At 33.8% G+C, this 13963-nt stretch carries 12 protein-coding genes; 9 read left to right on the top strand and 3 right to left on the bottom strand.

Annotated elements, in window-relative coordinates; all coding sequences use genetic code 11:
• The first annotated feature begins 16 nt into the window (after positions 1 to 16).
• The 9 genes from B0A81_RS13535 to B0A81_RS13500 all read left to right on the top strand — a co-directional run bounded on the left by B0A81_RS13535 (position 17) and on the right by B0A81_RS13500 (position 8573).
• Complete coding sequence (locus B0A81_RS13535; protein ID WP_089058529.1) at positions 17 to 2287, top strand: glycosyltransferase; 2271 nt, start codon at positions 17 to 19, stop codon at positions 2285 to 2287.
• Positions 2288 to 2532: 245 nt separating this feature from the next.
• Entirely contained in the window at positions 2533 to 3291 is a 759-nt protein-coding gene (locus tag B0A81_RS13530) for an MlaE family ABC transporter permease (protein WP_089058528.1), read from the top strand.
• Between the two features lies 1 nt (position 3292).
• Positions 3293 to 4072, top strand: coding sequence for an ABC transporter ATP-binding protein (locus tag B0A81_RS13525; protein WP_089058527.1), 780 nt, complete (start codon positions 3293 to 3295; stop codon positions 4070 to 4072).
• Between the two features lie 17 nt (positions 4073 to 4089).
• Positions 4090 to 4866 (top strand): MlaD family protein, encoded by a 777-nt coding sequence (locus B0A81_RS13520; RefSeq protein WP_089058526.1) that lies wholly within the window; start codon positions 4090 to 4092, stop codon positions 4864 to 4866.
• 40 nt (positions 4867 to 4906) lie between these two features.
• Positions 4907 to 5830, top strand: coding sequence for an NAD(P)/FAD-dependent oxidoreductase (locus B0A81_RS13515; protein ID WP_244281423.1), 924 nt, complete (start codon positions 4907 to 4909; stop codon positions 5828 to 5830).
• A gap of 25 nt (positions 5831 to 5855) precedes the next feature.
• Positions 5856 to 6107, top strand: a complete 252-nt coding sequence (locus tag B0A81_RS21835) for an FAD-dependent oxidoreductase (RefSeq protein WP_244281422.1) — start codon at positions 5856 to 5858, stop codon at positions 6105 to 6107.
• An 89-nt stretch (positions 6108 to 6196) separates the two neighbouring features.
• The gene (locus tag B0A81_RS13510; protein ID WP_089058525.1) at positions 6197 to 6679 is read left to right on the top strand and encodes a DNA-deoxyinosine glycosylase; all 483 of its coding nucleotides are present in this window, start codon (positions 6197 to 6199) and stop codon (positions 6677 to 6679) included.
• Positions 6680 to 6947: 268 nt separating this feature from the next.
• A complete protein-coding gene (locus tag B0A81_RS13505) occupies positions 6948 to 7382 on the top strand; it encodes a DUF6526 family protein (protein ID WP_089058524.1) in 435 nt (144 codons plus the stop codon).
• Positions 7383 to 7661: 279 nt separating this feature from the next.
• The gene (locus B0A81_RS13500) at positions 7662 to 8573 is read left to right on the top strand and encodes a hypothetical protein (protein WP_089058523.1); all 912 of its coding nucleotides are present in this window, start codon (positions 7662 to 7664) and stop codon (positions 8571 to 8573) included.
• A gap of 292 nt (positions 8574 to 8865) precedes the next feature.
• On the opposite strand, the gene B0A81_RS13495 is transcribed toward B0A81_RS13500, so the two are convergent.
• The 3 genes from B0A81_RS13495 to B0A81_RS13485 form a co-directional block, all read right to left on the bottom strand.
• On the bottom strand, positions 8866 to 10884 hold the full coding sequence (locus B0A81_RS13495; protein ID WP_089058522.1) for a glycoside hydrolase family 97 protein: 2019 nt from the start codon (positions 10882 to 10884) through the stop codon (positions 8866 to 8868).
• A gap of 25 nt (positions 10885 to 10909) precedes the next feature.
• Positions 10910 to 12154 carry a glycoside hydrolase family 71/99-like protein gene (locus B0A81_RS13490; RefSeq protein ID WP_089058521.1) on the bottom strand — a complete coding sequence of 415 codons (1245 nt, stop codon included), beginning with the start codon at positions 12152 to 12154 and terminating at the stop codon, positions 10910 to 10912.
• 278 nt (positions 12155 to 12432) lie between these two features.
• Positions 12433 to 13947 (bottom strand): RagB/SusD family nutrient uptake outer membrane protein, encoded by a 1515-nt coding sequence (locus B0A81_RS13485; protein WP_089058520.1) that lies wholly within the window; start codon positions 13945 to 13947, stop codon positions 12433 to 12435.
• Positions 13948 to 13963: the final 16 nt, after the last annotated feature.

The following is a 13963-nucleotide window of genomic DNA, read 5'->3' as shown; positions in this document are numbered from 1 at the left end:
TTTAAACAGAACTCCCATGAAGACGATATCAAATAAATCAAAAATAGTTTTTCTCTCGACTTTTCCACCCACGCAATGCGGAATCGCAACTTATACTCAAGATACTATTAAAGGCATTACAGATGTTTTTGGCAAATCGATCAGCTGTGAAATTTGCGAACTGGTCGATAAACCCAAGACAAACCCAACACAAGCTTTTACCTTAAACACAAAAAATAAAGATGATTATGCTAAAGCTGCAAGCGAAATCAATAAAGATGAAAAAATAAAATTAGTTCATATTCAACATGAATTTGGATTATTCGGCGGTCAATACGGAGACCATTTATTAGATTTTTTAAATGTAATTAAGAAACCCGTAACCTTTACTTTTCACAGTGTTATTCCAAATCCGAATAACGAATTAAGAACATTTGTAAAATTACTTTTAAGCTACAGCAAATCCGTTTTTGTAATGACAAATCAGTCCAAAGAAATCCTGATTAAAGAATATGACATTTCAGAAGATGTGATTACAACTGTACCACACGGCACTCATATTGTAATTTATGAAACTCCCTATCAAGCCAAAGCAAAATATGATATTCAAGACAGATTAGTATTATCTACTTTTGGATTACTTGGTGAAGGAAAAAATATTGAAACAGGTTTACAGGCTTTGGCAAAAATCATTAAAAAAGAGCCAAATGTACTTTACCTGATAATTGGAAAAACGCATCCAAATTTAATTAAAGATGGTGTTGATGAATACCGAAATAAACTTGAAGCGCTTGTTGAAGATTTGAACTTAAAAGATAATGTTCGTTTTATAAATAAGTATTTAGATACGGATGAACTTTTAGATTATTTAAAAGCTACTGATATTTATTTGTTTACTTCAAAAGATCCAAACCAAGCAGTAAGCGGCACTTTTTCGTATGCAATGAGCTGTGCCTGCCCAATGGTAGCTTCAAAAATTCCGCATACAAGAGAAGTTCTAACTCCAGATTGCGGTGTTCTAGTTGATATTGGTAATGTCGATCAGTTTGCAGAATCGACGCTTAAATTAATCTCTGATGAAAATCTAAGACATGAAATGGGAATTAATGCTTTTAGAAAAACGAGAGCTTCCTCTTGGGAGAATACGGCAATAATTCACATAAAAACGTATAAAAAACTACTTGAAAAACCAGACGAAATTAAGTACCGATATCCTAAAATACAATTACGTCACATTAAAAAATTAACAACAGATCTTGGTATTATTCAGTTCAGCAAAATTTCTATTCCAGATGTAGAATCCGGTTATACATTAGATGATAATGCTCGCGCATTGATTGCATTTTGCATGCATTATAAATTAACGAAGGATAAAGACGATCTTCCGTACATTTTGATTTATTTGGATTTTATAGAAAGATGTCAAAAGCCAAAAGGAAATTTCATTAATTATGTCGATCAGGATTACCGCGATCATATGGAACAAAATGCCGAAGTTAATTTAGAAGATTCAAACGCAAGAGCGATCTGGGCTTTAGGAACGGTAACTTCTATTTCTGATATTCTTCCAGAACCGATTTCAAGAAAAGCATCGAAATGTTTATTGAATTCTTTAAAATGGGCCGAAACAATTCAATCGCCACGTTCAATTGGATTTGCTACAAAAGGTTTGTATCTCTATTATTCTGTAATTCCGAACCTATATATGGCGGCGATTATAAATAAATTGAATGCAAAACTGCTTGCAAATTATGAAAACACGGCTGCTGAAGATTGGCAATGGTTTGAGAATTACTTAACTTATGCAAATGGTATTCTGCCAGAATCGATGTTGTATGCTTATTTAGTAACTAATAAACCTGTTTATAAAAAAGCAGCTTTAGATTCATTAGATTTTTTAATTTCTAAAACATTTATAGATGACAGTTTTAAACCCATTTCTAATCAAAACTGGTATCAAAAAGGCACAAAACCAGAACAATTTGGAGAACAGCCTATTGACGTTTCGTACACCATTCAAACTTTAAATGCATTTTACAATACGTTTAAAATTCCAGAATATAAACATAAAATGAAAACAGCTTTTAACTGGTTTTTAGGTAAAAATCACTTAAATCAAATTATGTATAATCCCGTAAGCGGCGGTGGTTATGACGGACTCGAAAAAGAAAATGTAAACTTAAATCAAGGCGCAGAATCTACGATATGCTATTTAACAGCAAGATTATTAATGGAAAATTTTGCTCAATCGCAATCTAAAGTAATTCCGCTGCTAAAATCCAGAACTGGATTTGCAATAAACTCTTAGCAACACTGACCAAAGTTTTATTAAACCCTTAAAATCCCTTTCTTAATGAAAGGGATTTTTTGTTATATCACATTCAGCATCAGTTTACTTTAATCTACTCACAATGAAAATTATATAAACTTCAAGAAGAGTTGTGTAAATAATTTTAACAACTATCAGGGTAACTTTCCTAAATAATTACAAAAGCAGAAAAAACTGTTAAAATATTGATTTGAAATACAAAAGCAACTTTAAAACAAAACATTTTGATTCTGAGCTTAAAAAATACATTTACAGAAATTGGAGAGGCAGCTTTGTTTGCAAAGAAGTTTTTTAAAGAGGTAATAATTCCTCCTTATGAGGCAAAAGAGTTCTTGAAACAATGTTATGTTATTGGTTACAAATCATTGCCTCTAGTAGCGATTACAGGCTTTATTATGGGTTTAGTACTCACTTTGCAATCTCGTCCTACATTAGTAAAATTTGGAGCCGAAAGCTGGCTTCCGGGAATGGTGGCTCTTTCCTTAATTAGAGAAATTGCACCTGTTATTACGGCTTTGATTTGTGCAGGAAAAATTTCGTCTGGAATTGGCGCTGAGTTAGGTTCTATGAAAGTTACAGAACAAATTGATGCTATGGAAGTTTCGGCTATTAATCCGTACAACTATTTGGTCGTAACTAGAATTCTAGCGTGCACTTTAATGGTGCCTGTATTAGTGTTTTTTGCTGATGCTGTTGGAATTATTGGCGGTTATGTTGGAATAAACATTCATGGCGATGTCAATTTTTATAGATACTTAACACAGATTATTCAGTCTCTGGAATTTTTAGATCTGATTCCTGCCACGATTAAAACTTTCTTCTTTGGCTTTTTTATTGGAATGATTGGATGTTTTAAAGGATTTAATGCCGCAAACGGAACGGAAAGCGTGGGAAAAGCTGCAAATTCTGCAGTTGTAACAGCTTCCTTAACCATATTTATTATCGATATGCTCGCAGTACAGATAACTGATTTATTTTTTTAAGATGATTAAAGAAAAAGAAAATATAGAACCACAATCAAAAACTAAAAAGCAAGATGTAATAATCGCTATAAAGGATTTACATAAAACTTTTGGCGAAGATAACGAAGTCTTAAAAGGCATCAATCTGAACTTACATAAAGGTGAAGATTTGGTGATTTTAGGACGTTCTGGTTCAGGAAAATCGGTAACTATAAAATGTATCGTTGGATTGATCGCACCAGACAAAGGCGAAATAACCGTTTTTGATGAAAATATACTGGAACTCAAAAAAAATGAACTTAACAAAATAAGAACGCGAATTGGTTTTCTGTTTCAAAGCGGTGCATTGTATGATTCGATGTCGGTGCGGGAAAATCTTGTTTTTACGTTGAGCAAACATAAAAGAGATTTATCCTCAGAAGAGATTGAAAATGAAGTTATGGAAGCGCTGGAAAATGTAGGTTTAAGTGACGCTGTAGATAAAATGCCATCTGAACTTTCTGGCGGAATGAGAAAGAGAATTGGTTTAGCAAGAACATTGATTTTAAAACCCGAAATCATATTATACGATGAGCCTACAACTGGATTAGATACAATTACTTCTAGAGAAATCAGTGAATTGATTCTTGACATTAAAAAGAAACAAAAAACATCGGCAATAATAATTACGCACGATATGGCTTGTGCAAAAATGACGGCAGATCGAATTATAGTACTAAAAGATGGAGTAATTCATGCCGAAGGAACGTATGACGAATTAGAAAAAGACGAAGACAAATGGGTTCGTTCCTTTTTTAAATAAAAAAAACTTTAGAAATCATGGAGAAGCAATCTGGATATACTTGGAAATTAGGAATGTTTGTAACAATTGGTTTGTTACTTTTTATAACCGCAATTTATTTTATTGGAAAACAAAAAAATCTATTTGGTTCAACATTTCACCTTACATCAAAATTTAAAACTGTGAGCGGTTTAGAAGTTGGAAACAACGTACGCTTTTCAGGTATTAACATTGGTACGGTTGAGGAAATCAGATTAATTAATGATTCCTCGGTTGTTGTGTCAATGGTTATAAAAGATGAAGTACGAGAATTTATAAAAACAGATGCTCGTGCCGGTATTGGTTCTGATGGATTAATGGGCGACAAAGTGCTCACTATTTCTCCTGGAACTAAATCACAAAAAATTATTGAAGACAATGGTGCAATAGCTTCTATTGACGGAATAGAAATGAACGACATTATGAAAAGCGTTAAAAAAAGTGTCGATAATGTAGGCGTTATTTCTGAAGAGTTAGCCATTTTTAGTCACAGCATGAATAACGGAAATGGTGCTTTGGCAAGATTAGTACGTGATGATAAAATGGCAAACAGTGTTTCAAATACGCTCTCTAATCTAGAAACAGGAACAAAAGGTTTTAGCGATAATATGGAGGCAGCAAAAAGTAATTTCTTGTTTAGAGGTTACTTCAAGAAAAAAGAGAAGGAAAAAGAGAAAAAGCAAGAACAAAAACAAGAGAAAGCAACGAAAGCTAAAGAAGAAAAACAGGAAAAACAGGAAAAACAAAAAGAAGAAAATGCTAAGAAAGAGTCTTAAAAAAAACTCGATTCAAACCGTAAAACAATAAATCTAAAAAATGAAATTACGCTCGACAGAAACTTTCTGGCCTTTAAAAAATGCCATGAATATTAGTTATCCTTCTATCAGTTCTGATATCAACACTGAGATTCTTATCATTGGAAGCGGAATAACGGGAGCTTTAATGGCATATAAATTAATTTCTGAGGGAAAAAAAATAGTCCTTGCAGATCGTCGTGATGTTTGCAACGGAAGTACGGCAGCAAGTACTGCTTTACTTCAATATGAAGTTGATGTGCCGTTGCATGAATTAATAAAGCTTAGAGGTGAAAAATGCGCTGTAGACAGTTACAACAATGGAAAAAAAGCAATCTTTGATCTTCGAACAATAATTGACACTATTAAAAGTGACTGTGGTTTTGAATTTAAAAAGAGTATTTATTTTACCTCATTCAAAAAAGATATTCCATTTTTAAAAAACGAATTTAAAGTCCGTAAACAATTAGGTTTTGATGTAAGCTGGCTCAACAAACAGGATTTAGAAAAAATAGGATTAAATGCTCTTGCGGCTATAGAATCAAAAACAGCAGCGGTTATTGATCCGTTTAAATTATCGGGTGATTTACTTTTTTACTGTCAGCAAAATGGTATGCAGATTTTTGACAGAACTAATATTACCAATATACATTCTCAAAAAGGGAAATGTATTGCCCAAACAGATAGTAAATGCACCATTACCGCAGATCACGTTATACATTGTACGGGTTACGAAAGCACTGAAACAATAAACGAAAAAATAGTCGACTTAAAAAGCACATTTGCAATTGCATCTGAATCTATGCCCGAAATACCGATTGGTTTAAAAAATGCTGTGATGTGGGACACTTCGTCTCCATATTTTTATTATCGCGCTACTTCAGACAACCGAATTATTATGGGTGGAGGTGACGAAGAATTTAAAGATCCTAAAAAAAAGAGATAATCTGCTTCCTAAAAAAGAATTGTTTTTGCTAAAACAATTTCAAAAAAGGTTCCCGAATTCTGACTTTAAACTAGATTATTCCTGGGCAGGAACTTTTGGAGAAACGAAAGACGGTCTGCCGTATTTTGGGAAACCAGATCCGAAAAAAAACGAGCATTATGTTTTAGGCTTCGGAGGAAACGGAATTACTTTCAGCGTGATGGGAATGAATTCTGTTTTAGACTCAATCAATAACAAAAAAAATCAGGATTTAGAGTATTATCGATTTGGACGTTGAGGAAGGCTCTTAGAAACTAAGATGCTAAGGTTCTGAGCTTTTTTTTAGAATCTTAGCTCCTTAGAACCTTATTTTACTATTTTTATAAAATGAAAAGTTTTTCTTTCGCTCCCATCAGCTCAGTAAATTCTACTATATTAATTTTAGGTACAATGCCTGGAACAAAATCATTAGAACTCAATCAATACTACGGACATAATCAAAACAATTTTTGGAAATTCTTGTTTACCATTTTCAATGAAGATTTCAGCAATGATTACGAAACAAAAAAGGCTTTTTTACTTCAAAATAAAATTGCATTGTGGGATGTATTACAGTATTGCGACCGAGTTGGAAGTCTAGACAGCGCTATAAAGAATGAAATCGCCAATGATTTTGAGACCTTTCTAAAACAGCATTCCAATATAAAAACCATACTGTTTAACGGTCAAAAAGCAGCACAGTTTTTCAAGAAATATGTCAAACTTCAAAATACCTATCAGCTTATAACACTTCCCTCAACAAGTCCTGCAAATGCAAGTAAATCTTTGCAGTCAAAACTTGAACAATGGCAAATTATAGGTACGTTGTAATTTCTATATTGAAATCATATAACATTTGCTATTCAAAATATAACAAACAATAGCTGCACATAACCTAATTTTACTAGTATAAATCAAAGTCAAAATATTGACAATTTGAGACTTAATAAGACTTCTAAATATATTACTAAGTAAAACTGTAAAAAGTTTATACGATAAAGGAAACATTGGTTATGTTAGTTTATTTTTGAGAAAAAAAGCTATTCTATTCTTTTAGAGTAGCTTTATTTTTTTTACTTTCATATAAACATTCTACATTATGAAAATTCAAACCTACTACAATCATATACGATTTTATACCGCACATCATTTTGTATTTTATCCGCTTGCAGTTCTATTTTTTCTCAGCAGTTTGTACTTTGCTTTTACCTCAACAGATCCGCTAATTTGGTCATTTATAAGTATTATTTTTGGCTTGCTTATTTTTCTTGCTTATATGCTGCGCCAGCACTATGCCCTCACTTTACAAAACCGAATTATACGTTTAGAACTTCGCTATCGCTATTTTACACTCACAGGAAAAAGGTTTGAAGAAATCGAACATAAGTTTACCGATGATCAAATATTTGCACTTCGTTTTGCTCCAAACGACGAAGTTCTCACTTTAATCGACGATGCTCTTAAAAACAACCTCTCGGGCGATTCTATCAAAAAAGCCATCGTACATTGGCGAGCAGATTATCACAGAGTTTAAGAGTAAAAAGCAGTTTCAAAATTTCGAAGTTATGGGCGTGACCCCATATAAAAAAAGCCCCAATTTACATTGCGTTCATTGGGGCTTTTTCTATATGGCGTCGGGCTATTCGCGCTGCTTCGGCAGGACTGCTGCTATCCCTCACGCGGACTGCTTTTAACAAAACCATCGAATTATACAACTGATAATCAAATAATAAGCTCCTAAAATTAAAATGAATGATTTTTTTTGTTAACTTTAATTGTTAAAAATTCATCAATAAATTTAAAGATAAACCTCATGAAAAGATTATTTTATTTTTTGATAATTCCGTTCTCGTATCTTTCATCTAATGCACAAATTGTAGCAGATGCATCAACAAAAGACACTTTAACTGCAGTACAAAACAACTTCGACTACCTGCAAGATTCTCCAGATGATTTACCTTGGCATGCAAGAAGATTTAAAGTAACTGCAGGAGCTTTTTTTCCAGTAAATAATACACAAATTGAAGTAGGTACTAACAATGGTAATCGAGCTACGGAAATAGATTTAGAAGATGATTTAGGTTTCTCTAAATCAAGTTCTTCCTTTATGGGAACTTTTGATTGGCGTATTTCAAGACGATCAAGATTAGGATTTGAATTTTTTTCGCTTAACAGAAGTTCTTCAAAAACCCTGCAAAAAGACATTAATTTTGGCGATCATACCTATAATGTAAACTCAAGAGTATCAGCCAATTTCGACGTACAAATTGCTCGTATAGCTTACGGATATGCATTTTTATCTAAACCAAAATATGAAGCTGGTCTGCTGATTGGTGCTCACGTACTTTTTGCCGATTTAGGTTTACGTTTAGATGCCAACCAAGCCAGTCTGGAATACCACGACAGTTTCAATTTTACAGCGCCTTTACCTGACATTGGAATATGGGGAGAATTTGTACTCGGAAAACGTTTTGGTTTGTATGTAAATGCCAATTACTTAGCAGTAAAAATCGATAATATCGATGGCCGAATTGTCAGCTATAATTTGTCACTTTTATATAACGTATATCAAAATTTAAGTATTACCGCGGGATACACTGGTTTGAATTTTAAAGTTGATACAACAAGAGAACACTTAAATGGATTCTTGAAATGGGGTTATAACGGACCAACTATTGCTGCGACATATTCATTTGGTAATCACGTTAAACTTTACAAACATTAGAGTTTTACTAATCGAGTATAATAGGTTCAATCTGTTATCTTCACTCAAAATAATTTTATTTAACACATAGAAACATAGCTTTTAGTGCGTAAAAAAGAATACAAAAAGAATACCTTTCTTTCACATAAGCTTTGTGCATTTTAAATAAGTGAAACGCCTTTTTTGAGGATTTAAAATCTATGTTTCTATGTGTTAAAAATTTAATTAAAACAAAATAACAAACCCGATATCTTTTAGAGGATATCGGGTTCATTGCTCAAACTCAAACTTAATTCAAAATATACCAACTAACTTATTTATCTATTGGAGTAAATTTTATAGCTGTTCCTCCTCCAGCTGCCAATTTTATATTTAAAACGCTTTTATTATTCACTTTTTGTTTTGAAATAATTACAGGATAAGGATTCGTTTTATAATTTGCTCCTGCTCCATCTGCATAAATTTCTGCTTCGTACTCTTTTCCTGCATCCAAGAAAGACAAAGCTGTTTTAAGATCTCTGGCTTCTCTATTGGTAATGGCTCCTAAATACCAGTTTTTCTCCTCCCAATCTTTTCTCGCAATTGTTGTATACTCGCCAATTTTAGAATCTAAAACTTTTGTTTCTGACCATGTACACGGCACCTCTTTTATAAACTGAAATTCAGGTTTGCCAACATAGTTCTCAGGCAAGTCTGAAGCCATTTGCAGCGGACTGAAAATAATTACATACAATGCCAATTGATTTGCTAAAGTGGTCTGCACTCGAGCTCCAGAAGGTGTTTTATAATCAAAATTGAAATTTCCCGGCGTGTAATCAAAAGGACCAGAAAGCATTCTTGTAAATGGCAGAGTTGTTAAGTGTTCCGGCGTGTTTCCGCCATCTACAGACCACGCATTATATTCCTGACCTCTGCCGCCTTCCTGCGACATAAAATTTGGATAAGTACGCTGCAATCCTGTTCCTTTTATGGGCTCATGATTGTCTATCATAATATGATATTTTGCTGCAGCTTCAATAACTTTTCTATAATGACGTGCTGCATACTGGCTGTCGTGCCATTCTTTTTTATCTAAATATTTGTTTACGTAACCTGTCTTTACAGAATTTACGCCCATTTTTTGATACAATTTAAACGCATCTTCCAATTGGCTTTCATAATGTTTAGAAGCGCCTGCGGTTTCATGATGCCCTATTAAGCGAACATTTTTCATGGCTGCATATTTTGTAATTTCTTCCAGATTAAAATCAGGATACGCTTTTACAAAACTAAAAGAAGATCCGTCTGCAGTCCAGTCTCCGTCCCAGCCTTCATTCCAACCTTCGACCAAAACACCATCGAAATTGTTTTTTGCTGCAAAATCTATATATTCTTTTGTGTTTTTAGTAGTCGCACCATGTTTTGGTCCTTGTCCCCAAGTATATTTTTCTAAATGCATTCCCCACCAAATTCCAATATATTTGGAAGGTGTAATCCAAGAAAGATCTTCAATTTTTGAAGGTTCGTTCAAATTCAGCATGATTGTCGAAACAGCTAAGTCTCCAGGTTTCTCTCCTACAATGATTGTTCTCCAAGGCGTTTTAAAAGGTGTTTCGGCATAAACTTTTACACCATCTGCCCAAGGCACCAAATCGCTTTTGTATTGCTTATCGCCTGTTTTTAAAAGTGTCATTGAAGCAAAATCTGTCAAATTAGCTTCATGAATAGCAACGTACAATTTCTCTTTAGTTTCAAAAGTTGCAGGCGTATTAATGGTATCCGTTTTGCTCATCGGAGTTTTGCGATAAGTGCTTTCGTAATAGCTATTTTCGCGATGCACAGGAATCCACCAAACATCATTATCTGATTTAAATGTAAATTGCGTAATTTCATTAGAAATCTTCACTTTACCTAAATGCGGCTGCTTCGGAAATTCGTATCTAAAACCTAATCCATCATCAAAAATCCTGAAAATAATATCAACCAAACGCTCCTCTCCATTTGATTCTTTAAGATGAACAATCAATTCATTATGATGATCTTTAACTTTTTTGAATTCACCCCAAGGCTGTTCCCAAGTTTCATCGGCCGTTTTTTCTTCAGTGGAAACTACTTCAAAACCATCTGTCATTTTTTTGATTCCTTGAAACTCAAATCCCATCAAAGAAGGTTCAATAACTGATTTTCCGTTTGAAGTAAAACTATACTGCGGCTGACCAGATTCTGTCAATTCAAAAACTAATTCATTGTTTTTCCCTGGGGAATTGATTTTGTAGGTTTTATTTGTACTGCAGGCAAAGAGCAATAGTGATGCAAAGGCGGTTAAACAGTATCTGTATTTTATGTTTTTCATTATATGATTGTATTAATTACAACTCTTACTTAATTTCGTTTATTATTTGTTTTGCTTTTGCCGGCTGCATGGAAATAAAATAATTAAATGCCTGATCGAGCTTTTTCTGAATATCGACATTTCCTTTCTTCTCAATTCGCAGATTATACATTTTGCTTATATCCGGAAAAACTGTTTCGGTATTTTTTACTCCTGCAAATGCTTTAATTTTTTCGATATAAGTGTATCCAAATTCAACCGTTGGTTCAAACATGGTTCCTTCTCCAAAGTCATTCCACGTTATCAATTGCAGGTAATTTAAGTTTGCGCTTTTGGCTAAAGAAAGTGTTTCATCAAGTGTAGCACCATTGTTATGTTCTATTGTCCATCCAATTGCCGCTCCGCCTCCGCCATCTGCATAAAAATCTTTAAAACCTGGATAAGCACTGCCAATTGCAACAGAAAGTTTTGGTTTTGTATTGGTATAAAAATTGGTCAAATAAGTACTATTTTTAAACACCCAAGCATACTCGCCTGAGGCATTTTCTCCAGCTTCAACAGATTGATCCCAAAGGGTTAAAAAAGTAGGTTTTACGGTCAAAGTATTAAAAACGTTTGTCCATTCGGAAGCTGTTTGTAATACTATTGGTCCAAAATTGAGCAATAAGGGTTTTCCGTTTATTTTTATATAATTAGCATCATCAAAATAGTTATTCTGCAGGTATGCTAAATCTGTTTTTGCGGCACTGGTAACTGAAATTGCTTTTCCGGCATCAACCACATTTTTTGTTACGCGGTCTTCATATACAATGGCGTATTCTAAACCAACTTTATCAAGCATTGCAATAAGCTGTTCTGTATTTTCTTTTACCATACGGTAATCATTAACATCGTAAGTGCCATACCAATCGATTAAAAGGCCGTCGATTCCTGCATATTTCATCAATAATAAATGATTTTCGATCACATTTTTATCGCCTGAATGATAAGGTCCAATAAGCGGATAATAGTACGAAGCTATTTCTCGACGATTGTTTGCTCCTATTGTATTTGGATTTTTGTTGGCCATTGTCCAGTGATAACCCCATTTTTTATCGGCACTGCTTTCATTGGTTTCAAACCAAGGCATATAGTGCACGTAAATTTTAGTGCTGTTTGTTTTTTCAACTGCCGCTGGTTTTAGTACTTCTGGTTCTACTGGTTTATCTGAACCTTTATCATCGCTGCTGCAGCTTGCGGCGACTAAAATATTCATGATCCCAAAAAACAGTAATGTGATAGATCTTTTCATATTGATGTGCTGTTTGTTTTTAATAGAAATATGCTATAATTATTTCAACACATAGAAACATAGCTTTTAATACTTAAAAAAGGCGTTTCACTTTATTGCAATACACATAATCCTCTATGTGAAAGAAATGAGTTTCTTTTTGTTTACTTTATTTATAAAAAAAGCTATGTTTCTATGTGTTAAATAATATGTCCACAGTTTGCATCCTAAAATTATTTATGTTAAAAATATGTCAGCCTTCCACGACTAACCAACATAGAAGACTGACATTCAAGAACCTAATTCACAGGATAACCAGGGTTTTGTTTCAGGTTCTTATTCGTTGTTAAAACAGTGCTTGGAATTGGAAAAATGGCTCTGTATTTTTCCGTTTCACCTTTTTCCCACCATGGCAGGAAAAATGTTCCAAAGCGAATATTATCCGTTCTTCTTCTTCCTTCAAAAGTAAATTCCTTAAGTAATTCACGATCTATAAAATGAAGATCTATCGTTGTGGGCATTTCTTCGCCCGCACGAGCTGTTATTTGCTGTATAAATGGTTTTGCTAAACCGGGATTACCTAAACGCACGTAACATTCAGCCTGCATCATTAAAATTTCGGCATAGCGAATCAGTACAAAATCATGATCACGTTCCCACTGTTCGCCAGCTTTCATTTCGTATTTTCCTAAACGAACTCCTTGATTTTCTTTTGCATCAGCTACGCTTTTCACTTCTTCTGTGTAAGTAAGCGGTTCACCGTTATCCATTACAATAACCTGCCCTGTTGCTACACTGATTTGATCGCCGGCTACCATGCATTTTTTTCTTTTGTCTGTATCAGCAAAAGCAGAATAGACGCCAGGCTGTGCACACATTCCGTTTGCACTCCAAGGAAAGTCTAATCCAGTTGCCGAAATGGTCAATTTGTGCAAGTAATGACATGACATTGAGTTCATATAATTTCCTTCTGTTCCAGCTTTTTGATCGTATGGAATTGAAAAAATAATCTCTGGCGATTTTTCATTTTGTGTTGCAAAATTGGCAAAGAAATCCGGCGCTAAAGTGTATCCCGTAACTTTCTGACACATAGTGATACAATCCTGCCAGCGTGCTGTTCCTATAAAAGCTTCAGAGTTTAGATACAATCTGGCTAATAAAGAATAAGCAACATTTTTTGTAAATTTAGAATACACAACATTTGATGTTAAGTGCGGAATGGCATCTAATAATTCTTTCTCTACAAAATCATAAACTTGTTTTCTAGTAGAATTTGTTGGCAGCGATGTATCTTCAAAATTGACTACGATAGGCACATTTCCAAATAAATCTAAAAGATTGTAGTAGTAATAAGCTCTCAAAGCTTTTAACTCGGCATAAATTGGAGCTTTTGCAGTATCCGTTAATGCTGATTTATCTACTTGATAAATGATCGCATTAATCTTTGCAATTCCTGTATAGTTGTAACGCCAAGCCGAAAGAATCATTCGGTTATCAGGTTTCCAAGTATGCTTTTGTGCATCTTGATATTGCCCGCCATCATACCAGTTTGTTCCTCTTGTTGGTATAGTCGCTTCATCTGAAACGGTTTCGTTCAAGAAAAATACATATTCGCTTGTTGGAAAATTGTTTGATATATTATCTTTAAATCCTCTTAAAGAAGAATAAGCTCCGCCAACTAATGCGTCGACTTCTTTTGGAGTATTTCCAAAATTCCCGTCTTCTACTCTATCATATAAATCTTCATTTAAATCTGTACATGATATCGTAAAAAGCATGCTTACTGCTAATAATGCTGTTATTTTGACTTTCATTTTTTATATTTTTTGG

This window comes from Flavobacterium plurextorum, assembly GCF_002217395.1.
Classification (GTDB): domain Bacteria; phylum Bacteroidota; class Bacteroidia; order Flavobacteriales; family Flavobacteriaceae; genus Flavobacterium; species Flavobacterium plurextorum.
Note: the sequence above shows the minus strand (reverse complement) of the source record. Positions and strands in the feature narration are given on the sequence as shown.